General features: G+C 67.6%; 23 protein-coding genes. All 23 read left to right on the plus strand.

Features of this window, described 5'->3' with window-relative positions; translation table 11 throughout:
• The first annotated feature begins 5 nt into the window (after positions 1-5).
• The 23 genes from KCTC_RS10220 (at position 6) to KCTC_RS10330 (ending at position 24,964) form a co-directional block, all read left to right on the plus strand.
• Positions 6-1,478, plus strand: a complete 1,473-nt coding sequence (locus KCTC_RS10220; RefSeq protein WP_125569179.1) for an FAD-binding oxidoreductase — start codon at positions 6-8, stop codon at positions 1,476-1,478.
• 23 nt (positions 1,479-1,501) lie between these two features.
• The gene (locus KCTC_RS10225; protein WP_125569180.1) at positions 1,502-2,089 is read left to right on the plus strand and encodes an RNA polymerase sigma factor; all 588 of its coding nucleotides are present in this window, start codon (positions 1,502-1,504) and stop codon (positions 2,087-2,089) included.
• A 1-nt stretch (position 2,090) separates the two neighbouring features.
• Complete coding sequence (locus KCTC_RS10230; RefSeq protein WP_125569181.1) at positions 2,091-3,182, plus strand: hypothetical protein; 1,092 nt, start codon at positions 2,091-2,093, stop codon at positions 3,180-3,182.
• A 63-nt stretch (positions 3,183-3,245) separates the two neighbouring features.
• Entirely contained in the window at positions 3,246-3,797 is a 552-nt protein-coding gene (hpt, locus tag KCTC_RS10235; RefSeq protein ID WP_125569182.1) for a hypoxanthine phosphoribosyltransferase, read from the plus strand.
• A 160-nt stretch (positions 3,798-3,957) separates the two neighbouring features.
• Positions 3,958-5,970, plus strand: coding sequence for an ATP-dependent zinc metalloprotease FtsH (gene ftsH, locus KCTC_RS10240; protein ID WP_197715175.1), 2,013 nt, complete (start codon positions 3,958-3,960; stop codon positions 5,968-5,970).
• Positions 5,971-5,973: 3 nt separating this feature from the next.
• Complete coding sequence (gene folE, locus KCTC_RS10245) at positions 5,974-6,588, plus strand: GTP cyclohydrolase I FolE (protein WP_125569184.1); 615 nt, start codon at positions 5,974-5,976, stop codon at positions 6,586-6,588.
• 193 nt (positions 6,589-6,781) lie between these two features.
• Positions 6,782-7,612: a dihydropteroate synthase gene (gene folP / locus KCTC_RS10250; protein ID WP_125569185.1), complete on the plus strand. Its 831-nt coding sequence runs from the start codon at positions 6,782-6,784 to the stop codon at positions 7,610-7,612.
• Positions 7,605-7,967: a dihydroneopterin aldolase gene (gene folB, locus KCTC_RS10255; protein ID WP_125569186.1), complete on the plus strand. Its 363-nt coding sequence runs from the start codon at positions 7,605-7,607 to the stop codon at positions 7,965-7,967. Before folP ends, folB begins: the two co-directional genes overlap by 8 nt.
• 17 nt (positions 7,968-7,984) lie before the next feature.
• Entirely contained in the window at positions 7,985-8,551 is a 567-nt protein-coding gene (gene folK, locus KCTC_RS10260) for a 2-amino-4-hydroxy-6-hydroxymethyldihydropteridine diphosphokinase (protein WP_125569187.1), read from the plus strand.
• A complete protein-coding gene (locus tag KCTC_RS10265) occupies positions 8,548-9,015 on the plus strand; it encodes a DUF3180 domain-containing protein (protein WP_231998682.1) in 468 nt (155 codons plus the stop codon). The genes folK and KCTC_RS10265 overlap by 4 nt, the downstream gene beginning before the upstream one ends.
• A gap of 8 nt (positions 9,016-9,023) precedes the next feature.
• Positions 9,024-9,581, plus strand: coding sequence for a hypothetical protein (locus tag KCTC_RS10270; protein ID WP_125569188.1), 558 nt, complete (start codon positions 9,024-9,026; stop codon positions 9,579-9,581).
• Positions 9,582-9,607: 26 nt separating this feature from the next.
• Entirely contained in the window at positions 9,608-10,774 is a 1,167-nt protein-coding gene (locus KCTC_RS10275) for a glycosyltransferase family 2 protein (protein WP_231998683.1), read from the plus strand.
• Positions 10,767-13,859: a glycosyltransferase gene (locus tag KCTC_RS10280; protein WP_125569189.1), complete on the plus strand. Its 3,093-nt coding sequence runs from the start codon at positions 10,767-10,769 to the stop codon at positions 13,857-13,859. The genes KCTC_RS10275 and KCTC_RS10280 overlap by 8 nt, the downstream gene beginning before the upstream one ends.
• A 26-nt stretch (positions 13,860-13,885) precedes the next feature.
• Positions 13,886-15,031, plus strand: coding sequence for a glycosyltransferase family 2 protein (locus KCTC_RS10285; protein WP_231998684.1), 1,146 nt, complete (start codon positions 13,886-13,888; stop codon positions 15,029-15,031).
• A gap of 191 nt (positions 15,032-15,222) precedes the next feature.
• Positions 15,223-16,296 (plus strand): Rossmann-like and DUF2520 domain-containing protein, encoded by a 1,074-nt coding sequence (locus tag KCTC_RS10290; protein WP_125569191.1) that lies wholly within the window; start codon positions 15,223-15,225, stop codon positions 16,294-16,296.
• A complete protein-coding gene (panC, locus tag KCTC_RS10295) occupies positions 16,293-17,138 on the plus strand; it encodes a pantoate--beta-alanine ligase (RefSeq protein ID WP_197715176.1) in 846 nt (281 codons plus the stop codon). Before KCTC_RS10290 ends, panC begins: the two co-directional genes overlap by 4 nt.
• A 1-nt stretch (position 17,139) precedes the next feature.
• Positions 17,140-17,550 carry an aspartate 1-decarboxylase gene (gene panD / locus KCTC_RS10300; protein WP_125569192.1) on the plus strand — a complete coding sequence of 137 codons (411 nt, stop codon included), beginning with the start codon at positions 17,140-17,142 and terminating at the stop codon, positions 17,548-17,550.
• A gap of 34 nt (positions 17,551-17,584) precedes the next feature.
• On the plus strand, positions 17,585-19,216 hold the full coding sequence (locus KCTC_RS10305) for an L-aspartate oxidase (RefSeq protein ID WP_125569193.1): 1,632 nt from the start codon (positions 17,585-17,587) through the stop codon (positions 19,214-19,216).
• Positions 19,213-20,115, plus strand: a complete 903-nt coding sequence (gene nadC / locus KCTC_RS10310) for a carboxylating nicotinate-nucleotide diphosphorylase (protein WP_125569194.1) — start codon at positions 19,213-19,215, stop codon at positions 20,113-20,115. The genes KCTC_RS10305 and nadC overlap by 4 nt, the downstream gene beginning before the upstream one ends.
• A 1-nt stretch (position 20,116) precedes the next feature.
• Positions 20,117-20,893 (plus strand): type III pantothenate kinase, encoded by a 777-nt coding sequence (locus KCTC_RS10315; RefSeq protein WP_125569195.1) that lies wholly within the window; start codon positions 20,117-20,119, stop codon positions 20,891-20,893.
• A gap of 66 nt (positions 20,894-20,959) precedes the next feature.
• Positions 20,960-21,292: a histone-like nucleoid-structuring protein Lsr2 gene (locus KCTC_RS10320; protein WP_125569196.1), complete on the plus strand. Its 333-nt coding sequence runs from the start codon at positions 20,960-20,962 to the stop codon at positions 21,290-21,292.
• A 143-nt stretch (positions 21,293-21,435) separates the two neighbouring features.
• Positions 21,436-22,275 (plus strand): helix-turn-helix transcriptional regulator, encoded by an 840-nt coding sequence (locus KCTC_RS10325; RefSeq protein ID WP_231998685.1) that lies wholly within the window; start codon positions 21,436-21,438, stop codon positions 22,273-22,275.
• 145 nt (positions 22,276-22,420) lie between these two features.
• Entirely contained in the window at positions 22,421-24,964 is a 2,544-nt protein-coding gene (locus KCTC_RS10330; protein WP_125569197.1) for an ATP-dependent Clp protease ATP-binding subunit, read from the plus strand.
• Positions 24,965-25,039 lie beyond the last annotated feature (75 nt).

Raw genomic sequence — 25,039 nt, forward strand, 5'->3', positions numbered from 1 at the left:
GGTCCATGGACCTGAGTCGACGCGACGTCCTCCTCGGTGGGATCGGCGCTGCAGCGCTCGCAGCCTGCGGCGGAACGCCGTCCGCGCCTCTGTCGGCCACCACCTCGACAAGCGCCGCCGGACCGGTCACCACTCCCGGAGGTCCCACGAGTTGGGCGGACCTCGCCCGCACCCTCAAGGGCCGACTGCTCCTGCCCGGCTCCGCCGACTACGACACCGATCACCTCACTCCGAACTCGCGCTACGACTCCGCGCGACCGACCGCGCTGCTCGAGGCTGCGAGCGAGAGTGACGTCGCCGCCGGGATCGCGTACGCCCGGAGTCGACGCATCCCGGTCGCCCTCCGATCGGGAGGCCACTCCTACCCCGGCTGGTCGGCGGGTGACGCGCATCTGGTGATCGACTCGCGGAAGCTCTCGACGATCACGTGGTCGGGGACCGACGTGACGGTCGGTGCGGGCGTGAAGCTCGGGCATCTCTATCCGGCCCTCGCCGCGAGCGGTCGTGCCCTCCCGGGTGGCTCATGCCCCACCGTCGGGGTCACCGGATTGACGCTGGGCGGCGGTGTCGGCGTGATGACCCGGGCGTACGGACTGCTCTGCGACCACCTCACCTCGGCCCGGGTCGTGCTCCCGACTGGCCAGACGGTGACGACGTCGGCAACCGAGCACCCGGATCTGTTCTGGGCGCTCCGTGGCGGGGGTGGTGGCCACACCGGGGTGGTGACGTCACTGACCTATGCCACGGCCCCGGCACCGACTGTCTCCTCGACCTATCTCACCTGGCCGGTGAGCCGGGCAGGTGACATCGTGGGAGCGTGGTTCGGTGCGTTGGGATCGGCGGACTCGCGGCTCTGGTCCACGCTGAAGATCCTCGGCGGCTCCGCCCACCACGGAAACGCGAAGCTCGGTGCCACCGTCACCTGGGTCGGCCCGACATCAGGCTTCAACGCGGCACTTGCGCCCCTGCTCGCCACCAACCCCACCGGCCGGTACGACGCCGTGCACTCGTTCGGCGACGCGATGACCTACTTCGGTGGAGATCCGGCGAGTCGGGAAGCCTTCGCAGCCGCCTCCCACATCGCGTACTCGCCGCCGAAGCCCGGCGCGATCGCGCAGACCGCCCAGTTGATCGCGTCGACTCCGGGCCAGATCCACGAGAGCGGCATCTCGATCGATGCCCTCGGCGGGCAGGTCGCTGCCGTTGATCGGGGTGCGACCGCGTTCGTCCACCGCAAGGCGTTGGCGACTGTCCAGTACACCGCCACGTACGACCAAGGGACCGCTGTCGTCCCGGCCACCTTCGTCGGGCAGTTGCGCGCTGCGATGACCGACAGCTGGGGCGCGTCGGCCTACGTGAACTACTCCGATGCCACCCTCACCGACCCCGGCACCGCGTACTTCGGCGACAACTGGCCCCGCCTGCAGCAGGTACGCAGGGCGTACGACCCCGACGGGTTCTTCACCCAACCCCAGTGACGACGTAACGCGATGGGTGGGGCATGCATAAGCAGGGTGTGAACGCACCGTCTGAGAGCTCAGCGCCGGATTCGGAACTCCTGCTCCGATCCCGCACCGATGCCGACGCCTTCAGCCTCATCTATCAGCGCCATTCAGTCGCCGTGCACATGTTCCTGGCGCGCCGACTTGGTCGCGATGCGGCCAACGATCTCCTCTCCGAGGTCTTCCTGCGTGCGCTCGAGGCTCGCCACCGGACGCGTCCGCACGAGAGCGGTTCGGCGCTGCCGTGGCTCTACGGGATCGCTCGCAACATGGTGCGCACGCACGTACGCGCCTCGAAGGTGCGGCCGATCGACGATCCGTCTCCGCCGTTCGACTGGGGAGCGGTGGATTCGCGGCTCGATGCGGATGCGATGTCCGCCGAGTTGCGGATCGCCATCGGCGCTCTCACGGACCTCGAACGCGAAGTGTTGCTCCTGGTCTCGTGGGAACAGCTCCCCATCGGCGAGGTCGCCGCGGTGCTCGGCATCTCCGCGAACGCCGCCCGCCAACGTCTTCATCGTGCTCGAGCGCGTGCGGCCGCCGCGCTCGCGGCGGTGACACACCCGTTCCAGAACCAGGAGAACTGACATGAATCTCACCGAACTTCTCGACCGCGCAGGCGCGGTCGACGGCCCCTCGTCCGCGGTGGTCGCCGCGGTTGACGCTCAACTCGCCATCGCCGCAAGGAGCAATCTGGCTCGACGCGCCGCGCTCGTACGTCGGCGGCGGATCGCGCGGGTCGGCTCTGCCGTCGTCGGGGTGACTGCAGCAGCAGCGGTCGTCGGAGTCGTGGTACTCCAGCCAGGGGCGCAAGCCCCGGGCCCGCAGTCACGGCCGTCGGTCTCCACGCCACCTGTCGCGCCGCACTTCACCACGGTCGCTCAGGTCGTCGATGCAGCGGCGGCGGCGACCTCCGACGTCGATCCAACGGCGGCGCCGTACTGGAAGGTCGTGACCCGCGACCACAGCATTGGCTGTCTCGTCGGAATGCCTGGCCCGGCGCAATGCTCCTTCACCACCAGCGTGCACACCATCTGGATGGGTAACGGCCGCACCGGAGTGGTCCAAGGCGGCAGTGAAGGAGCGGGCGGGGCTCCCGGGTACACGGTCGGGATCCCTGAGGATGCGACCAGGATCGGCGGCCGCATGATGACGTGGCGCGAGATCAATGCGCGGAGTTGGACGATCGCCGAACTCGCTCCCCTCGTCGGCGATCTGATCGCCCCGGGCCAGCCGGGCCGAGCTCCCGCGAACTGGTACGTCTTCAAGAACACCGGCGACCTCCTCATGAACGCGCCGGTCTCACCGGCCATCCGCGTCCAGCTTTGGCACTACCTCGCGACCGTCCCCGGGGTGCGGCTCGACGGCAGAGCCACCGATTCCCAGGGGAGGAACGGTTGGAAACTTTCGATCTCGATGCGTGACTTCGGCATTCAGTCGTACATCGTCGACCCTGGGAGCGGACTCATCCTGGAGTCGCTCCTCCAACTGCCGCAGGACAAGCAACCGAGCACCATCACCCTGATCTCGGCCGGTCCCGCGGCCACGGTGCCGACGTTCACGCCGGCGGACGGCCCACACGCCGGACCCGAATGGCGGGCTTGGGTGAAGGCGCACCCCTCGGCGACGTTAACCCCGGCGCCGGGCCAGTCCGGCGGCCCGATCACGGCGACTCCGTAGCGGCGGTCCCACGGGTTCCCCGCTCGGCTTCGTGGTCGGGCGGGGAGCCCGTACCCTTGACGCGTGCGAGCCGAAGACGTCAAGGATGACCTGGTCAATGTGCTCTTCACCGAGGAGCAGATCCACGGCAAGCTCGCCGAGATGGCCAAGCAGATCGAGGCTGACTACGAGGGCAAGGACCTGCTGATCGTGGGTGTGCTCAAGGGTGCCGCGATGGTCATGGCCGACATGGCCCGGTCCTTCACCCGTCACGTCGACATGGACTGGATGGCAGTCGCCTCCTACGGCTCCGGGACCAAGTCGAGCGGCGTCGTCCGGATCATCAAGGACCTCGACATCGACATCCACGGACGCCACGTGCTGATCATCGACGAGATCATCGACACCGGCCTCACCCTGAGTTGGCTGACTTCGAGCCTGCGGGCGCGCGGTGCCGAGTCGGTCGAGATCGCGACCCTGCTCCGCAAGCCCGATGCGCTGCAGATGCCGGTCGACCCGAAGTACGTCGGCTGGGACATCCCGAACGACTTCGTGGTCGGATACGGCCTCGACTACCGGGAGAAGTACCGCAATCTCCGCGACATCGGCACGCTCGCTCCGCACATCTACAGCTGATCAGAGCGCGGTCTGGGACCGTCCTGAGAGAATGGGTGGGCACGATCGCGCGCACCCGCGCGTTGTACGGTCGTACTCCACCGTCCGGTGGGCGGCGCGGTTGCGTCATCTGTCTGTCCTGCATCGACATGTGCAGCGTTGAATTTGTGAAGAGTTGCCTGTGAAGCGAATCGCCAAGGGTCCTTGGTTGTGGGTCGGGATCGTCGTCGTAGCGGTCTTCCTCGCCCTGCAGTACTTGGTGCCGCACTCGGGTGGGGACCAGATCTCCACCACGGAGCTGACGAAGTACCTGAAGGCGAACGAGGTCCAGAAGATCACGTTCACCGACGGCGACCAGTTGATCACCGCGACGCTCGTCGACGGTGCCCGGTCGGGCAACAAGAACGTGCAGACCAACTGGGTCGACGGCGACCAGGAGCGGCTGATCGAGCTCGCCAACAACGCGGCGAACACCAACCTCAAGGACGGCGTGAACTCGAAGGTCGCCAAGCCGTCGATGTGGGGCTCGATCCTGCAGTTCATGCTGCCGATCGTGATCATCATGGGTCTCTTCTGGTTCCTGATGAACTCCGCCCAGGGCGGTGGCCGCGGCGTCATGCAGTTCGCCAAGTCCAAGGCCAAACTCATCACCAAGGACATGCCGAAGACAACGTTCGCCGACGTCGCCGGCGTGGACGAGGCGATCGAGGAGCTCCAGGAGATCAAGGAGTTCCTCGAGGAGCCGGCCAAGTTCCAGGCGGTGGGCGCGAAGATCCCCAAGGGCGTGCTGCTGTACGGCCAGCCGGGCACCGGCAAGACCCTGCTCGCCCGCGCCGTTGCCGGTGAGGCCGGCGTGCCGTTCTACTCGATGTCGGGGTCGGACTTCGTCGAGATGTTTGTCGGTGTCGGCGCGAGTCGCGTACGCGACCTCTTCGAGCAGGCCAAGGAGAACGCCCCAGCCATCGTCTTCATCGACGAGATCGACGCCGTCGGTCGTCACCGTGGCGCTGGCATGGGTGGCGGTCACGACGAGCGCGAGCAGACCCTCAACCAGCTGCTGGTCGAGATGGATGGCTTCGACGTACGCGGCGGCGTGATCCTGATCGCGGCGACGAACCGTCCCGACGTCCTCGACCCGGCCTTGCTGCGTCCAGGCCGTTTCGACCGTCAGATCCAGGTGGATGCTCCTGACCTGGCCGGCCGTGTGCAGATCCTCAAGGTGCACTCGCGTGGCAAGCCGCTCGCCGGTGACGTCGACCTCGAGGGTGTCGCCCGGCGTACGCCTGGCTTCACCGGCGCCGATCTGGCCAACGTCCTCAACGAAGCCGCGCTGCTCACCGCTCGTGGCGAGCAGAAGTTGATCACGAACGTCTCGCTCGACGAGGCGATCGACCGTGTCGTCGCCGGTCCGCAGAAGCGGTCGCGCCTGATGAGTGACCAGGAGAAGCTAATCACTGCCTACCACGAGGGCGGCCACGCCCTGGTGGCTGCCGCTCTGCCGCACAACGACCCCGTGCAGAAGATCACGATCCTCCCGCGCGGTCGCGCCCTCGGCTACACGATGGTCATGCCGGACGAGGACAAGTACTCCCAGACCCGCAGCGAGATGCTCGACAAGTTGGCGTACATGCTCGGCGGCCGTGCCGCGGAGGAGCTGATCTTCCACGATCCGACGACCGGCGCCGGCAACGACATCGAGAAGGCGACCGCTCTGGCGCGCGCGATGGTCACGCAGTACGGCATGACCGAGCGACTCGGGGCGATCAAGCTCGGCCAGACCAACGGTGAGCCGTTCCTCGGACGCGACCTGGGCCACCAGCGCGACTACTCCGAAGAGGTTGCCGGGATCGTCGACGAGGAGGTCAAGAAGTTCCTCGCCACCGCCCACCAGGAGGCGTACGACATCCTCGGTGAGAACCGCGACGTGCTCGACGCACTCGTGCTGGCGCTGCTGGACAAGGAGACCTTGCAGAAGGAGGAGATCGCCACGATCTTCGAGCCGCTGCGTCGTCGTCCGCAGCGGCCGGCGTGGACCGGTTCGCCATCACGTGTGCCGTCCTCGCTCCCGGCGGTGGAGATCCCGGCCGAGATCCGTGATCGCGCGATTGCCCTCAAGGCCGCAGCCGACGCAGCGGCCGGGAGGGCGCCGATCGCCTCCAGCGACGCGCATTTCGACGCCGGCCACAAGGCCTGAGCGATGGCCGACCCGATCAGTCTCAGCGAGCCCGCTGAGCGTCCGGCGTTCGATCAGGCGCGTGCTGAGGCGGCCGTACGCGAACTGTTGATCGCGATCGGGGAGGATCCCGATCGTGAGGGACTTCTGGAGACGCCGGCGCGGGTCGCCAGGGCGTACGAGGAACTCACCTCGGGCCTGCGGCAGAAGCCGGACGACGTCCTCACGACAGTCTTCGACATCGGTCATGACGAACTCGTGCTGGTCCGCGACATCGAACTCTGGTCGATGTGCGAGCACCATTTGGTGCCCTTCACGGGCGTCGCGCACGTCGGTTACATCCCGGCCGAGTCCGGCAAGATCACGGGCCTCTCCAAGCTCGCCCGCCTGGTCGACGTGTACGCCAAGCGGCCCCAGGTCCAGGAGCGGTTGACCACGCAGGTCGCCGACGCGCTGATGGAGATCCTCGAGGCCCGCGGCGTGATCGTGGTGATCGAGGCGGAGCACCTCTGCATGACCATGCGGGGCGTACGCAAGGCCGGCGCCCGGACGATCACCTCGGCCGTACGCGGCTCGATGCGGTCGAACGCCTCCACCCGAGCAGAGGCGATGAGCCTCATCCGCGGCGGGACGCGGTAGTCGCTGTCCAGGGTGGCGCCGCCGGCTCGCTGTGATAGGGCACTCCCAAAAATCTGACAGACATGTCTGTCTCCTCCGATGCGGCTCCGGCAAAGGGACTCTTAGATCTGACAGACATGTCTGTCAGATTTTTGGGAGTGCCCTATCACAGCGAGCAGACGGCCTCATCCAGCGGACCGGATAAGTTCCTCGCATGAGCTCGCTCCTCGACGGCATCGGTCGGCCGCGCGTGCTGGGCGTCCTCAACGTCACGCCTGATTCGTTCAGCGATGGCGGCCGGTTCGACCGGTTCGATGCTGCGATCGCCCATGCCGAGCAGATGTGGGCCGAGGGGGCCGATCTGATCGATGTCGGCGGGGAGTCGACCCGTCCGGGTGCGGTCCGCCCGACGACCGCGGACGAGCTCGACCGGGTCGTGCCGGTCGTCCGCGCGCTCACCGACCGCGGGATCGCGGTCTCGATCGACACCATGCGCAGCGAGGTTGCCGCGGCCGCCGTCGATGCGGGGGCGGTGCTCGTCAACGACGTCAGCGGTGGACTCGCCGACCAGCAGATGCATGCGACGGTCGCTCGCAGCGGCGCCGCGTACGTGGCCATGCACTGGCGTGCCCAGAGCACGGTGATGCAGCAGCACACGAGCTATCCCGGTGGAGTCGTGGCTGACGTGATCCGCGAGTTGGGTACGCAGGTCGATGCGGCGCGTGCAGCCGGTATCGCCACCGTGGTCGCCGATCCCGGCCTCGGGTTCTCCAAGATCGCTGCCCAGAACTGGGAGCTCCTGGCGCATCTCGACGAGTTCGAGGCTCTCGGACCGGTGCTGATCGGCGCCAGCCGCAAGTCCTTCCTCGGCGCCCTCCTCGACGGCCGTCCCACCGACGAACGCGAGGCCGCACATCTGGTCATCGTCACCCGGTGTGCGATCGAGGGAGTCTGGGGCCTGCGCGTCCACGACGTACGCGCCACCCGCGACGCGATCGCCGCCGTCGGGGCTTGGAACGATGCGGCAGGATCGCAGCATGGATGAGTTGGCCATCATCGGCATCGACTGCTTCGGACACCACGGTGTCTTCGAGGCAGAGCGCCGCGACGGCCAGCCGTTCGTGATCGACCTGAAGTTGAGTGTGGACACCCGTCTCGCGGCCAGAACAGATGACTTGCGTGACACCGTGGACTACGGAAGTCTCACTCAGGAGGTCAAAGCCGCGGTCGAACGGGATCCCGTCGACCTGGTGGAGACACTGGCCCAGCGCATCTCGGATCTGTGCTTGAGCAAGGACGGCGTCACCACGGTGACGGTGACCGTGCACAAGCCTCAAGCGCCTGTGGGCGTTCAAGTAGCCGACGTTGCGCTGACCGTCACTCGACACAGGTACAGCTGAGCAGAGGGAGCAAAGCCATGACCGAGACGCCCAACCCGTACATCGTCGATGCCGACACCCTGACCGGGGAGATGCGCCCGATCCGTAAGGCCGTGCTGGCTCTGGGGTCGAATCTGGGCGAGCGACTCTCGACACTCCAGGGCGCCGTCCAGGCCATCGCCGACACTCCGGATCTCTGGGTTCAGGCCGTCTCGCCCGTGTACGAGACCGACGGGATCGGGACACCTGAGGGTTCGGACACGTTCCTCAACGCCGTCGTCGTCCTCGACACCGCGCTCAACGCCGAGATGCTCCTCGACCGTGCCCACGCGATCGAGGACACCTACGGTCGTGAGCGCAGTGGTACGCCGAACGAGCCGCGCACCCTCGACATCGACCTCATCGTGCTCGGCGAAACCGCGAGCCAAGGCGATCCGATCCTGCCGCACCCCCGTGCGTCCGAGCGTGCCTTCGTGCTGAAGCCGTGGCACGACGTGGAGCCGGAGGCAGTGCTCCCGGGCCACGGTCCGATCGCCGGCCTCCTGGCCGCGGTGTCGGGACAGGTCGTACGCCGTCGTGACGACCTGACCCTCCGCGAGGAGTGAAGCGACAACCCCTCGCGCCGCTGTCGCAGCGCGCGATCACCCTGGCCGGGGTCGTGGGCGTTGCGTGCGGCTGGCTGGCCCACCGTGTCTGGGACGGTACGAACTCCACTTCCGCTCCGTTGGTGTCCTGGCTCCAGCCGGTGTCGCTGGCGGTCATCGCCGCGATCCTGCTCCTGCTGGCGGTGATCACGCGCAAACAGGTCAGGGAACGACATCTGCTGGAGCCGCAGAAGGCGGTCAACCGTCTCGTCCTCGGGCGGGCCGGCGCGCTGGTCGGTTCACTGGTGACCGGCGGTTATCTGGGGTACGCGATCTCGTGGCTCGGTTACTCGGGGGACCCGTTGGCGTCGCGACGGATCTGGCTCAGCCTCGCCGCAGCTGCAGCTGGTTTGCTGATCGTCGTGGGCGGACTCCTGCTCGAGCGGGCGTGTCGCATCGATCCACCAGAGGCGGATCGCGCTTAACTGAGCGCATGGCCGTCACAACTGTCACAAACGTCACAGACGTAACAGCGTCCACGACCGCCTCCCGCGGCCACCGTGGTGGTAGCAAGCGCCTTGCCGCCGCCGCCCTCCTGACCCTCCTCGCCGTCGTCGTCGTGGCGGCAGCGATCCCGACCGGTTCGTGGCTGATGGCGGCGCTGGCCGGGAGCGCCTGCGCGCTGCTCGGGGTCGTTGCCACGCGCCTGACCCGTACCGAGGTGCTCATCGCCCGCCGCGACGCGGCTCGTGACCGCGCCGACCAGGCGAAGGCGTACCGCGATCTCGCCAATCTGCGTAGCGCCGAGACCGGCGCCACCATCAAGCGGCTCAGCACCGAGATCAGGGACCGTGAGGCCGACATCGCGGCCCTGCAGGACGCTCTTGTCGAGTCGCACCAGTCGCTGGCTGCCTCCGCTCGTGTCCGCGAGGGTGCTGAGTCCGAGGCAGCGGTGCTCGCCGAGCGCGTACTCGAACTCGAGATCACCGTCGAGAGCCTGCGCGCCGAGTTGGACGCCGTGACCGCCCTTGGTCTTCGACGCACCGCCTGATCTCAACCCCCGCTAAGGTTGCGAGCGTGAAAATCGCGCTCACGATGATGGTCCGGGATGAGGCCGACATCATTGTTCCGATGCTCGAGTTCCATCTCGCGCAGGGCGTTGACGTCCTTCTGGTCACTGACAACGGTTCCGTCGACGGCACCGCGGAGATCCTGCAGGGCTATGCGGACAAGGGCTTGATCGTGCTCGCCCACGACCCGGTGCAGCGCAAGCAGCAGAGTTCCCTGGTCACGGCGATGGCTCGCCGGGCGCGTACGGAATTCGCCGCCGACTGGGTGATCAATGCCGATGCGGACGAGTTCCTCTTCCCGATCGATCGCACGAAGACCATCAAGCAATGCTTCGAGGCGATGTCGCGTACGGCGGTGTCGTTCTATGCCCCGGTGACCAACTACGTCGGCGTCCCCGCTCAGCGGGGCTCCGGGATCGACCGGCTGGTCTACCGGGACCATCGCACCGAGGACGAGCTCAAGTCTGTCGGGATCAACTCGCAACCCACCCCGAACTGCCTGCACCGTGGTGACCCCAGCGTGAGTGTCGTCCAGGGCAACCACTTCACCGACCTCGCCGTCGCAGGGGAGGTGCCCGAGGGCTTCGAGATGGAGGTCCTGCATCTCCCGTGGCGGTCCTGGGAGCAGTTCGAGCGCAAGGTCACCAATGCCGGCGCCGCGTACGACGCCAACCCGGACCTCACCCCGAGCCCGAACCACCACGGGATGATGGATTACCGCCGGTGGCAGGCCGGCCGTTTGCGTCACTCGTTCGTGACCCGCCTCCCGTTGCGCGACGCGCTGGAGAATGACCACGAGACCTACACCAAGGACACGTCGCTGATGACGTACCTCCACGCCCTGGTGCCGCATGCGGTCTTCCCCGACCTGCTCGCAGCCGCCCTGGACAGTTCGAAGGATGAAGCCTTGACCGACGAAGACCACGCTCACAGCGCAGACCTGGCCCACCAGTTCATGGATCTCGAGGGCGAGATCCGCGAGTTGCGTCAGCAGGTGAAGGACGCCGAGGCGCTGGCCGAGTCGTACCGCCTCGAGCGCGACTACGCCCGCCAGCAGGCCGACAAGGCGATCATGAACGTGCCGACGCGCGACCTGGTCGGCTACACGTCGCGCACGCTGGCGCGCAAGGTGGTACGCCGGGCTCTGGGTGAGGTCCGCCGGCGCCGTGGCTGACCTCGACAAGGAGGTCGCCTGGCGGGCGGCCTTCAAGGGCAAGCGCATCCTGAAGAAGACGATCGCGCCGTACCGCGACGTGACCACGCTGACGGACTCCCGCCTGTTCGACCACGACTGGTACAACCACGTCGCGGGCACGTCCTTCACCCGCCGCGGGGCTGCCGCGGACTATCTGCGGCACGGACTCGCGCGCGGCCTCACACCGAACCCGCTGTTCGACGGTCGCTACTTCGAGGAGCGATCCCCCGAGCTCACGATGGCGGGTGTCGACCCCTTCCTCCGCTACATCCGTGGGCGCTTCTGGGGCAGTCCGACCCATCCGCTCTTCCCGATCAGCTACATCGAGCGCAACCCGCTCGCGCTCGATCACTCCGCCGGCCCGATCGGCCACTACCTGGAGTTCGGTGCGCCGCTCGGCGCCAAGGTGAACTGGTGGCTCCCACGGATTCCGTACGAGCAGCCCCGAGGGCTCGTCGACTGGCTGTGGAGCAGGGTGGACGACTACCGCGCCGCTCGGGCGCGTCCCCTCGGTTGGTGGGGACCCGAGTTGCCCACCGGGTACGCGGCGACCGGTCAGATAGCCGGCACCGTCTCGGTGGTCATCGCAGCGCAGTACGACCCGTCCGCGGTCGCGTCGATGATCGCGCAGGCGTCCGCCCAGACCGGCGTCGACGTCGAGGTCATCGTGGTTCCGGCGTCGGACATCGTCCTGCCAGATCTTGCATCGGCGGTGCGAGTCCTCGAGCGGGCTGACGGCCCATGGGCGGCGCGCAACGCCGGTGCGGCTGCCGCCACCGGCGACTGGGTCGTCTTCCCGGACGAGTCGGACACGTGGGAGGGCGGCCGCCTGGCCCTTCTGGCTGCGGCCGTTCCCGCCGGCCGGTGGGGACATGACGTCGCCGAGAACACCTCGGGCGCCGGCCGGTTCCTGCGCAGGGCGTACGCGCCGGAGGCGATCATCCATGGCGCTCCGATCGAACTCGGTGCGTTCATCGTCGACCGACAGGTGTTCGCCCAGGTCGGTGGCTTCAACCCGGCACGCCACGGTGCCGCCGCCGAGCAATTGCTGGCTGATCTGGCGCGCACCGGTGAGGGGGCCTTCGTGCCGGCGCTCGGGATGCGGTTCGACGGCGCGGCCCGCAAGCAGCGTCTGGTCGTACGCCCCGGTCTCAAGCCGTGGTTGGACCACAACGACGTCCTCGGTCATCACGACGAGGTGCTCAATGACGTCCTGATCGACTGGGCTGCCGCAGGCGAGCGGACGACCGACGACGACGTCGTCACGATCATCATCCCCACGTACGCGGACCTCTCCATGACGACCGACGCAGTGTGGTCCTGCATCCGGGCCTCTGAGGCCGCGGGCGACCGGATCGAGATCCTGGTCGTCGACAACGGCTGCACCCCGGAGGTCGCCGTACCGCTGCTCGCCCTCATGGAGCAGCGCGATCAGGTCCGGGTGATCAGCCTGCCTGAGAACTACGGTTTCGCGCTCGGCAACAACGTCGCCCTGGCCGAGGCCGCCGGCTCCACCGTGGTCTTCCTCAACAACGACACCCTGGTCTTCGAGGGCTGGCTCGATCCGATCCGCGAGGCGCTGAAGGACCCGCAGGTCCTCGCCGCGCAGAGTCTGCTCATCTATGACACGGGTGCGATCCAGTCGGCGGGTGTCGCGTTCTCCGCGACGGACTCGCCTCCGCATGCCGTGCTGCAGGGCTACCCGACCGAGGACGCCGCCGGACTCGCCGGCGTCGACCTCAGCGCCCTCACGGGTGCAGCCCTCGCCGGCCGCTACGCCGATCTGGTGCAGGTACGCGGCTTCGACGCGGTCTTCCGCAACGGCATGGAGGACGTCGACCTGTGCCTGCGCCTGGCTGAGCTGCGTCCCGGTGGCTGCCGCCTTCTGCCGGATTCCCGGGTGATCCACCTGGAGTCGCGTACGCCGGGTCGCTTCACGCATTCGCTGGTCAACCGCAAGGTCTTCCTGGAGCGCTGGGTCGGCCGCCTTCCGGTCGATGATCAACGCGTCTGGGCCGCGGCTGGCTACACCGTGACGGGTCGTGCGATCCGGCAGCGGGCGTCGGAGGACAACCGGGTCAACGTCCTCGAGCCGGTTGTGGAGCGTACGGTCCGCGCATCTGTCACCGAGCCTGCTCCGCGGCTGCGCTGGGCGATCAAGAACCCGGCCCCGTACGGCCCCGAGGGCGTCCACTGGGGCGACACGTACTACGCCCAGCACCTCGCGGAGTCGCTCGAGCGCCTCGGCCAGGACGTGATCATCGACTACCGGCCCGAGTTCATGCGGGAGTCGGCGCGGCACGATGACGTCGTCCTGTTGCTGCGCGGGCTCGCTCCGTACTTCCCGGTCCCCGGCCAGGTCTCGATGATGTGGGTGATCTCCCACCCGGAGATGGTGTCCGAGTCCGACGGTCTCGGTTGGGACCGGATCTACGTCGCCTCGAGTGCGTACGCCCCGAAGCTGGCGGCCCAGTGGGGACGCCCGGTGATCCCGCTCCTGCAGGCCACCGATCCCAGCCGTTTCAACCCGGATGTCGCTGAGCCGGACACGGGCTACCCGTTGCTGTTCCTCGGCAGCTCGCGCAACCAGGCCCGGCCGATGGTCATGGATTCGGTCGACCGCAATCTCGGTGTCAGTGTGATCGGCAAGGACTGGGACCAGTTCGTACCGCCGGGAGTCGTCCGGTCGGACTTCATGGCGAACGACGCGGTCGGCGCCGCGTACCGGTCGGCCGGCATCCTGCTCAACGATCACTGGGACGACATGCGCGAGGAGGGCTTCATCTCCAACCGCCTCTTCGATGCCGTCGCCGCAGGTGCTCGGGTGATCACCGATGACGTGGTCGGACTTCGCGAGATCTTCGGTCCGTCCGTCCAGGTCGCCACCAACGCCGACGAACTCGAAGCACTGGTACGCGCTGAGAACCGAGACGAGATCTTCGGGACGGACGCTGAGCGTCGTGCGGCGGCTGAGGTCATCGCCCGCGAGCACTCCTTCGACGCTCGGGCTGCGGTCCTGCTCGAGGATGCGGTCGCGAGCTGGCGGCAACGGCAGGGTCAATGACACCGTCTCGACAGGCTCGACGATCGGTGCCTGAGCTCGTCGAGGGCCAGCCCGTGTTGAGCGTGATCGTCCCCGTCTTCAACGTCGTGGACTATCTGGTCGAATGCCTCGACTCGATCGTGGCGCAGCCGTTCGAGGGCGTCCATGTGATCATCGTCGACGACGGGTCCACGGACGGATCGGCCGAACTGGCCCGGGAGTACGCGGAGGGCCGCGCGAACTTCGAGTTCTTCGAGCAGCCGAACTCAGGCGTCTCGATCGCGCGCAACACCGCGCTCGAGCGCGTACGCACGCCCTATCTGACGTTCGTCGACCCGGACGACGTCTTGCCGCCGGACGCCTGGTCGACGATGTTCTCGACGCTGCGAGCGTCCGGCTCGGACTTCGTCGTCGGCGCTGTGGAGCGGCTCGAGGGGGACCGGCGTTATCAGACGCCGTCGATGATCCGGACTCAGCGACTGACCGGCCGCCGACAGACGATCGAGTCGGTGCCGTTGATGCTCACCGACGTCTTCGTCTGGAACAAGATCTTCGTCACCGACTTCTGGCGGGAGGCCGGGATCATCTTCCCGCCCCGCACGCGCTACCAGGATCAGGTCGCCCTCACCGATGCCTACCTCAAGGCGTCCGCCTTCGACGTCATCGACGAGATCGTGTACGAGTGGCGCCACCGGCCGTCCGAGAACTCGGCCACCCAGACCCGCAAGACCCTGGCCAACTTGCAGGAGCGGATCAACACCAAGCGGATGACCCTCGAGCTCGTCGAGGCGTACGGCAACGCCGATGTCACCCGGGTGTTGGAGACCGAGATCCTGCCGGTCGACATGTGGGAGTACTGCGAGGCGGCGCACGACTGCTCCGACGAGTTCTGGGACCTGCTGGTGTCTGCGTTCCGGGAGTTCTGGGGTGGCGATCGGATCGCCTTCACCGAGGCGATGATCCCGCCGCACGAGCGACTGATGGGGTGGCTCGCCAGCCAGGACCGTCGCGCCGACCTGATTGCACTCTTCGAATGGCTCCCGACGCTCACCGAGGCGCCGATCAGGGACGACCTGCTGATCCATCCGTGGTTCGACGAGCCCGGGATGCCCCTTTTCCCCGAGGTCCGCTACCCCGAACCGCGACGCTCCGTCGCTGACCGCGTCCGCGCACGTCTCCGCCGACGGGGCTGACGCCGAAACCCGACATCCGTCGGGCCGAAACCCGGCATCCGTCAGGTCGAAACCCGACATCCGTCAGGCCGAGTGTGACCAACCCCACGGCCGCCGCCGATTCCCGCTCGTCACGCCGCCCGCGTACGATCGTCAGTAGTCAATGAGTAGTCCGGTACCCCTGGTGGACTGGAACGAAAAGGATGAGTCAGATGACCCGTATCGGGGTGATCGGAGCAGGCCGCGTCGGCGCGGTCCTCGCTGCCGGTTTTGCGCAGGCTGGGCACGAGATCGTTGCCATCGCCGGTGAGTCCTCCGCATCGCGTACGCGCGCGGCTGCCTTGCTCCCGGGTGTGCCGATCAAGAAGCCGACCGCCGTTGCCAAGTCCGCGGACGTCCTGTTCCTCACCGTCCCCGACGACATGCTCGCCAACCTCGTGACCGTACTGGCCGACAGCGGCGCCATCCGCCCGGGTCAGATCGTCATCCATACCTCGGGTCGCCACGGCCTCGCCGTCCTTGAGCCCGCCCGAAAGGCCGGTGCCACGACCATCGCGTTCCACCCGGCTCTCACCTTCACCGGCACCGAACTCGACCTCGCCCGTCTCCCGGAGTGCGTCATCGGACTGACCGCGGAGGAGGGCGTACGCGAGTTCGCCGAGGGCTTGGTCGCCGATCTCGGCGCTCGACCGATGTGGGTCGAGGAGAGCGCGCGGACGCTGTATCACGCAGCTCTCGCCCACGGCTCGAACCACCTGGTCACGCTGGTGACCGAGGCGATGGAGATCCTCAGCGCCGCCGGCGCCACCGACCCGGCCGGCACCCTGCGACCGCTGCTGACGGCCGCCCTCGAGAACGCACTCGAGAAGGGTGACGCCGCCCTCACCGGACCGATGGTGCGCGGCGACGCCGGTACGATCAGCGCCCACCTGACCGAGTTGGAGGAGCACGCCCCCCAGACGGTCTCCTCGTACGTGGCCCTGGCGAAGGCCACGATGAGCCGGGTCGTCACCGACGGCCGCCTCCTGCCGATCCGTGCCGCGAAGATCGCCCGGATCCTCAGCGACCACACGCAGGCCCAGCCGACCGAGTCCGACCTCATCGAGGCCGCGCCTGGATCCGGCGGCGCCACGCCGGCCGTGGCTCGCTTGAGCCGCGCCCTGCCTTCGTTGTCGGGCCTCGACGGGCCGCCGGCCCGCCTTCGGCCCTCCGCCTCGTCAGGACACACCTCAAGCGAACCGCGGGACGGCGGGCGCCGCCGGATCCAGGCGGAGGTCCGCCAGTGACGCTGCCGACGTTGCTCTCGAGCACCGCCGACGTACGCACCTTCCGTGCCGCGTCGCGCGACCAGCGCATCGCCTTCGTCCCGACGATGGGCGCACTGCACAACGGCCATGCCAGCCTGATGAAACTCGCCCGCGAGCGCGTCGGCGCAGACGGCATCGTGATCGTCTCGATCTTCGTGAACCCGTTGCAGTTCGGCGCCGGGGAGGATCTGGACCGGTACCCGCGCACGCTCGAGGCCGACCTCAAGGTGTGCGAGCGCGAAGGCGTCGACGCCGTGTTCGCCCCGGCTGTCGATGATGTCTACCCGGGGGGTGAGCCGCAGGTACGCATCACTCCGGGGCCGCTCGCCGACATCCTTGAGGGTGCCGTACGCGAGGGCCACTTCGGCGGTGTCCTGACCGTCGTCGCGAAACTGTTCGGACTTGTCCAGCCCGATGTCGCCATCTTCGGCGAGAAGGACTACCAGCAGTTGGCCCTGATCCGCCGGATGGCTCAGGACCTCAACATGCCGATCGACATCGTCGGTGCTCCCACCGAGCGCGAGCCGGACGGGTTGGCGCTCTCGAGCCGCAACGTCTACCTGAGCCCCACGGACCGCCAGGTGGCTGCCAGCCTGAGCAGGGCGCTTCGCGCCGGTCAGGCCGCGGCGGCCGGTGGCGCCGAGGCCGCCGGGAAGGCCGCCAGCGCTGTCCTGGCGGAGGTCGGGATCGCCCCGGACTACCTCGTCGTGACCGCGAAGGACCTGTCCCAACCCGTACCTGGCGAAGGCCGGATGCTCATAGCTGCTCGAGTGGGAACAACCCGCTTGATCGACAACGTTTCACTCACCATCGGAGGTTGACGTGCTGCGAACCATGATGAAGTCCAAGATCCACCGCGCGACGGTGACTCAGGCCGACCTGCATTACGTCGGCTCCGTCACGGTCGACGAGGACCTGCTCGACGCCGCCGATCTGCTGGCCGGCGAGCTGGTCCACATCGTCGACGTCACCAACGGCGCGCGACTGGAGACGTACACGATCGCGGGCCCGCGCGGCTCCGGCGTGATCGGCATCAACGGTGCCGCCGCCCACCTCGTCCACCCCGGCGACATCGTCATCCTGATCGCGTACGCACAGGTGACGACCCAGGAGGCGAAGGAACTCGAGCCGCACGTCGTCTTCGTCGACAGCGACAACAAGATCGTCCACCTCGGCATCGACCCGACCGAGGCGTACGCGGATCTTCTGACCGGCGCAGCCGACTACCGCTGACGTCGCGCCAGCTCCTTCGTCAGATACTCCTCACATGGTGCGCATCCTCCCCGGCCGACTCGTCGCGCGCGAGCCCGGCTGGACCGAGTGGGCCGATGTCGTCATCGTCGGCTCCGGCATCGCCGGTCTGACCGCTGCGCTCCGACTGCGTGGTCAGGTCGAGCGGATCGCCGTCGTCACCAAGGACGTGCTCGCTGCGGGTTCCACGCAGTGGGCCCAAGGCGGCATCGCGGCCGCTCTCGGCGACGGTGACACCCCTGATCAGCACGAGGCCGACACGTTGGTTGCGGGGGCGGGAGCCTGCGATCCGGCTGCGGTGCATGTCCTGGTCAATGAGGGGCCGGCCGCGGTCCAGGAGCTGATCGAGTGGGGGGCCCTGTTCGACCACGACCCCGAGGGCAACCTGTCGCTCACCCGCGAAGGCGGCCATCACCGCGACCGGATCGCCCATGCCCACGGCGATGCCACGGGCGCGGAGATCCAGCGCGCGCTCATCGAGGCGATCCGCCGTGCATCTGACATCGCCGTTTACGAGCACGCCATGGTGGTCGACCTCGTGCCGTCCGCTGACGGTGGCATCGCCGGCCTGACGATCCACGCCAACGGCGTCGGCCTTCCTGATGGCGTGGGCCTGGTGCGTACGCGTGCGGTGATCCTTGCCTCCGGCGGACTCGGCCAGGTCTTCTCCCAGACCACCAATCCTGCGGTGTCGACCGCTGATGGGATGGCGATCGCACTCCGTGCCGGTGCGACCCTGCGCGATCTGGAATTCGTCCAGTTCCACCCGACCGTGATGTACCTCGGCCCGGACTCACGCGGTCAACAGCCACTCATCTCCGAGGCCGTACGCGGCGAGGGCGCGTTCCTGGTGGACTGGGACGGCAAGCGGATCATGGACGGCGTCCACGAACTGGGTGATCTGGCCCCGCGCGACATCGTGGCGAAGGCGATCCAGTCCGCGATGCTCGCCAGCGGGCACCCGAACATGTGGCTGGACGCGCGCCACCTCGGTGCGGAGTTCTGGGAGCGCCGGTTCCCCGGCATCCTCGCGTCCTGCCGCTCCCATGGCGTCGACCCGGTGCGCGACCTGATCCCGGTGGCGCCCGCGTGCCACTACGCCTCCGGCGGAGTGCGTACGGACCTCTTCGGCCGCACCGACGTCCCGGGGCTGTACGCCACCGGCGAGGTTGCCTGCAGCGGCGTCCACGGAGCCAACCGGCTGGCGTCCAACTCACTGCTCGAAGGCCTCGTCTTCTCGCGGCGCATCGCCGAGGTCCTCCCGGGCGAACTCCGCGACCTGCCCGAGGAGACGATCGACCGGCGTCCGGCGGGCATCGCCGCCGCCGACGTACGCCCGCGCCTGCAGGAGTTGATGAGTGCCCAGGCAGGTGTGTTGCGGACTGCCGCCGGACTGTCGGTGGCTGTCGACGAACTCAACGAGATGGCAGCCGAATCCCACGACGTGGCCACGCCGACCGCCTGGGAGAACACGAACCTGCTGTCCCTCTCCGCGGCCCTGGCGACCGCTGCCCTCCAGCGCCGGGAGACCCGCGGCTCGCACTGGCGTGAGGACTTCCCGGAGCGCGACGATGAGCACTGGTCGGGTCACTTCGACTCCGTGCTGCGCGATGGCGAACTGACCGTGACGTACGAGGAGACCCGATGACGCCGTACGACGAACTCCCGGCCTCGCTGATCGCGGAGATCATGGAGGCCGGTCTGGACCCTCATGATCTGTACGCCGACATTGCGGACGCGCTGCGCGAAGATCTGCCGCACGACGGCGACGTCGATGTCACCTCGGTGGCGACGATCTCGGCGGATGCGCGCGGGCGCGGAGTGTTTGCGGCTCGCGAGCCCGGTGTGGTGGCGGGCCTGGCGGTGGCGGAGCTGGTGTTCCACTACGTCATGGGTGACACCGTCACGGTGACCCACCGGCTGCCCGAGGGTGCCGTCGTGAATCCGGACGACGTCGTGATGGAGGTGGCCGGCCCGACCCGCGGTCTGCTGACGGCCGAGCGGACCGCCCTGAACTATGCGAGCCATCTCTCCGGCGTCGCCACGGCCACCGCGAAGTGGGTCGAAGCCCTCGCCGGGACCAACGCCAAGGTGTTGGACACCCGCAAGACCCTGCCGAACTACCGCGCCCTGGAGAAGTACGCCGTCCGTGCGGGCGGTGGTCACAACCACCGGATGTCCCTGGCCGACATGGCGCTGGTCAAGGACAACCATGTGGTGGCCGCCGGGGGAGTCGTGCCGGCGTACAACGCGGTGAAGGCGATGTGGCCAGACCTGCCGATCGAGGTCGAGGTCGGCACCCTGCAGGAGTTGCGTGAGCTCCTCGAGGTCGGCTGCGAGCGGATCATGCTCGACAACATGACGGACGCGCAGATGACCGAGGCGGTCGCGATCACCGCCGGCCGGGCGACCCTGGAGGCCAGCGGTGGTCTGACACTCGAACGCGCTCGGGGCGTCGCCGCGACCGGTGTCGACTGGATTTCTGTCGGCGCGCTCACGCATTCGGTGAAGGTTTTCGACATCGGCCTTGATTTGCAGGACGGCTGACATGGGAGTTCTCGCAGTAGACGTCGGGAATTCGCACACCGTCCTCGGGATTGTCGATGACGGCGAGGTGCATGGTTACTGGCAGGTGCGGACCGACCAGCGGCGTACGAGTGATGAATGGGCGGTGCTTCTGCGCGGTCTCATCGGCGACGAACTCGCCGGGGTCGAGGGCGTGGTGGTGTGCGCAACCGTGCCTGCGGTGCTCGCCGAGTGGCGGACCATGTTGCACCGGCACTTCGCTTCGATTCCCTCGGTGATCCTGGAGCCCGGCGTACGCACGGGTCTGCCGATCCAGGTGGACAATCCGCGTGAGGTCGGCACCGACCGGATCGCAAACGCGTTGGCGGCGTCGGTTCGCTACGGCGGCCCCGCGATCGTGGTCGATTTCGGCGGGACCGCGACGACGTTCGACGTGGTGGCCGCCAGCGGGGCGTACGTGGGCGGGATCATCGCCCCGGGCATCGAGGTTGCCGCCGAAGCGCTGTCGCGTGCGGGCGCCCAACTGCGTCGGGTCGAGATCGCCAAGCCGCGCGGCGTACTCGGCAAGAACACGGTCGAGGCGGTGCAGGCTGGCCTGGTGTACGGCGTCGCGGCCCAGGTCGACGGGCTGGTCGCGCGCCTCATCACAGAACTCGGCGCCGAACCGGATGTCGTCACGGTGATCTCCACCGGATATCTCGCCGATGTCGCCCGCGAATTGTGCACGTCATTCACCGCACATGTTCCGCATCTCGGCCTTCAGGGCCTCGAACTGATTTTCAGACGCAATTCCGGATAATCATTTCGTGTGACAAACTGGACGGGTCGATGAAATTGTCGGCCTTTGTCTCGGTAAGGAATGCAAATGGCTCAGCGCGTCAGTATTGAACTCGTGGACGATCTGGATGGATCGGCCGCCGACGAGACGGTGTCCTTCGCTCTCGACGGCACCTCGTACGAACTCGACCTCTCCGCGGCCAACGCCGCTGCCCTGCGTGAGGCGCTCGCCGGCTACGTCGGTCACGCCCGCCGGGTCAGCTCCTCCTCCACCCGTCGCACCAGCAGTTCCCGTCGCCCGACTGGCTCCTCGGACGCTCGCGCGATCCGCGAATGGGCCCGCGCCAACGGCCACAAGGTCCCGGAGCGCGGCCGCGTCTCCTCGGAGGTCAAGGCGGCGTACGAGGCTGCTCAGCGCTGATCGTTGAACTCAGTCAGCACCGCCCCGCAGGGATTGTCCCGCGGGGCGGTGCTGATTTCTGGGCAGGATCCCTCGCTCGGGGGAGGCGAAATCGCTCGCCAGTGGGTGGTCGTACGCGTCCCGTGCAGGTGAGGATGAGTCCCATGAGGGCGATCAGGGAGTACTTCACGTCTGTGCCAGTTCCGTACGTGGTGTTGGCGGCACTGGCGGGAGCAGTGCTGTACCTGGCGGAGCGCGCGACGCCATGGGCGCCGTTCTGGAGTGCCAACAACACCGAGGCCGCGGCGTTCGCTCACGGGTTGCTCGCGCTGTGGGCGGTCGGACTTGCCGCTGCGCCACTGCTCGCAGTGCGTTGGCCGGTTGTCGGCGCGCTGCTGGCGTCGGCTCCCCTGGTTCTGGGCGTGATGGCGGAGCACCAGTGGCCCTTCGTGATCTATGTGGCGCTCATGGTCATCGCAGTCGTCGCGAGTTGGAGTCGCCCGCGAACCGCGGTCCTGATCGCCCTTGCCGCGCTCGCCCCGGTGCTCAGCGTGGCGGTCGGCAGGAGCGAGATGATCGTGCCGTACGGCGCACGGATCGACGCGTGGGGTTCTGGCCCGGTGGATGTGAGTCTTGTGGTCGGCTATGTGGTGGCGACCTCGGTGATCGCCGTCATCGCCGTCATCTTCCGGCGGCGCGTCGGGCGTGCGCTCAGGAAACGTGAGGCGGTGCAGGCGGCCGCTGACACCGACGGCAGGGCCGATGCGTCACAGTCGACTGCCTTGGTCGAAGCAGTCGCGAGCCTCAGCCGTCGGGAGCACGAGGTGTTCCTTGAACTCGCCGCGGGGCGATCGAATGCGGAGATCGCAGAATCTCTCCAGATCGGGGTTGAGACCGTGAAATCACACGTCGCGGAGATCCTCCGCAAGCTGGGGCTTCGCGATCGCGTCCATGCCGTCGTCTACGCGTACGAGAATGGACTCGTCGCAGTACGTCATCCGTGAGCGACCTCATCCCGGCGACCTGTTCGCTCTGAGCGCACGCCCCGAAACCTGTCGGCGGGAACGTCTAGGCTGTGCCAAGGGTTGAAGTACCTGACGGATTCCTCCGCACGGAGCGGTCCGGACCCGCAGTTTGAGGAGCGTGCCCATGTTCGAGCGGTTTACCGACCGAGCTCGTCGAGTCGTTGTGCTGGCCCAGGAAGAGGCCCGCATGCTCTCGCACAACTACATCGGGACGGAGCACATCCTTCTCGGCCTCATCCACGAGGGCGAGGGAGTCGCAGCCAAGGCACTGGAGTCGCTCGACATCTCGCTTGAGGCCGTACGCGCCCAGGTCGAGGAGATCATCGGCCAGGGCCAGCAGGCGCCTGCCGGGCACATCCCGTTCACTCCGCGCGCCAAGAAGGTGCTCGAGCTGTCCCTGCGCGAGGCGCTGCAGCTCGGCCACTCCTACATCGGGACCGAGCACATCCTGCTCGGCCTGATCCGCGAGGGTGAGGGAGTCGCGGCCCAGGTCCTGCAGAAGCTCGGCGCCGACCTCAACCGCGTACGTCAGCAGGTCATCCAGTTGCTCTCGGGTTTTCAGGGCAAGGAGGGCGCGAACGGTCAGGGCCAGCAGCCGTCGACCAGCGGTGCTCCGGAGCAGAACGCGTCGACGAGCCTCGTGCTCGACCAGTTCGGCCGCAACCTGACCCAGGACGCTCGCGAGGGCAAGCTGGACCCGATCATCGGTCGCGAGCAGCAGATCGAGCGTGTGATGCAGGTGCTGTCGCGGCGTACGAAGAACAACCCTGTCCTGATCGGTGAGCCCGGCGTCGGCAAGACGTCCGTGGTCGAGGGTCTGGCGCAGGACATCGTCAAGGGCAACGTGCCCGAGACGCTCAAGGACAAGCAGATCTACACGCTCGACCTCGGTGCGTTGGTGGCAGGAAGCCGCTACCGCGGTGACTTCGAGGAGCGCCTCAAGAAGGTGCTCAAGGAGATCAAGTCACGCGGCGACGTCGTGCTCTTCATCGACGAGATCCACACGCTCGTCGGCGCCGGCGCGGCCGAGGGTGCGATCGACGCCGCCTCGATCCTGAAGCCGATGCTGGCTCGTGGAGAGCTGCAGACGATCGGTGCGACGACCCTCGATGAGTACCGCAAGTACCTCGAGAAGGACGCGGCGCTCGAGCGTCGCTTCCAGCCGATCCAGGTGCCGGAGCCGTCGGTCGCCGACACGATCCTGATGCTGAAGGGCATCCGCGACCGGTACGAGGCGCACCACCGCGTGACCATCACCGATGAGGCGCTGGTCTCCGCAGCGACGCTCGCCGACCGCTACATCAGCGACCGGTTCCTTCCGGACAAGGCGATCGACCTGATCGACGAGGCGGGTTCGCGGCTGCGGATCCGGCGGATGACTGCGCCAGCCGACCTGCGCGAGTTCGACGGCAAGATCGAGGACGTACGCCAGCGCAAGGAAGCGGCTATCGATGGCCAGGACTTCGAAGCTGCCGCTCGTCTGCGTGACGAGGAGAAGCAGCTCATCAACGCCAAGGATGAGCGTGAGAAGGCCTGGCGCGAGGGTGACCTCGACGTGGTCGCCGAAGTCGACGAGGAACTCATCGCCGAGGTGCTGGCGGTCGCGACCGGCATTCCGATCGTGAAGCTCTCTGAGGAGGAGTCCACCCGTCTGCTCAAGATGGAGGACGAACTCCACAAGCGCGTCATCGGTCAGGACGAGGCCGTCAAGGCTCTGTCGCGGGCGATCCGGCGTACGCGTGCAGGTCTGAAGGACCCGAGGCGCCCGGGCGGCTCGTTCATCTTCGCCGGCCCGTCGGGTGTCGGTAAGACGTGGCTGTCCAAGACGCTCGCCGAGTTCCTGTTCGGTGACGAGGACGCGCTGATCCAGCTCGACATGTCCGAGTACGGCGAGAAGCACACCGCGTCGCGGCTGTTCGGCTCGCCTCCGGGTTACGTCGGCTACGAAGAGGGCGGTCAGCTCACCGAGAAGGTGCGCCGCAAGCCGTTCTCGGTCGTCCTGTTCGACGAGGTCGAGAAGGCCCACCCGGACATCTTCAACAGCCTGCTGCAGATCCTCGAGGAAGGTCGCCTCACCGACTCGCAGGGTCGCGTCGTGGACTTCAAGAACACCGTGATCATCATGACCACGAACCTCGGTACCCGCGACATCGCCAAGTCGGTCCACCTGGGCTTCAACCAGAGCGGCGACGCGGCAGGGTCGTACGAGCGGATGAAGGGCAAGGTGACCGAGGAGCTGAAGCAGCATTTCCGGCCGGAGTTCCTCAACCGTGTCGACGAGATCATCGTGTTCCCGCCGCTGACGCAGGAGCAGATCGTGGCGATGGTCGACAACATGGTTGCGTCGGTCGACAAGCGACTCAAGGATCGCGACATGGGTCTGGAGCTCACGCCTGCAGCGAAGGCGCTGCTCGCCGAGCGTGGCTTCGATCCGGTCCTGGGTGCTCGCCCGCTGCGACGTACGGTTCAGCGCGAGATCGAGGACAGCCTTGCCGAGAAGATGCTCTTCGGCGAGGTCGGCCCGGGCCAGATTGTGTTGGTGGATGTCGAGGGTGAAGGCGCGACCGCGACGTTCACGTTCGTCGGCCAGAAGCACGAAGCCGTCCCGGACGTTCCGCCCCTCGAGGTCGCCGGTGGCGGCGAGGAGTCGCCCGCAGACGCGAGTTGATCGTCTGAGTCATTGAAGGGGTCGGATCCTGCGGGATCCGGCCCCTTCGGCATTCGGCGGACGGACCTCCGCACC

It is taken from the genome of Nocardioides baekrokdamisoli (genome assembly GCF_003945325.1).
In the GTDB taxonomy this organism is placed as follows: domain Bacteria; phylum Actinomycetota; class Actinomycetes; order Propionibacteriales; family Nocardioidaceae; genus Nocardioides; species Nocardioides baekrokdamisoli.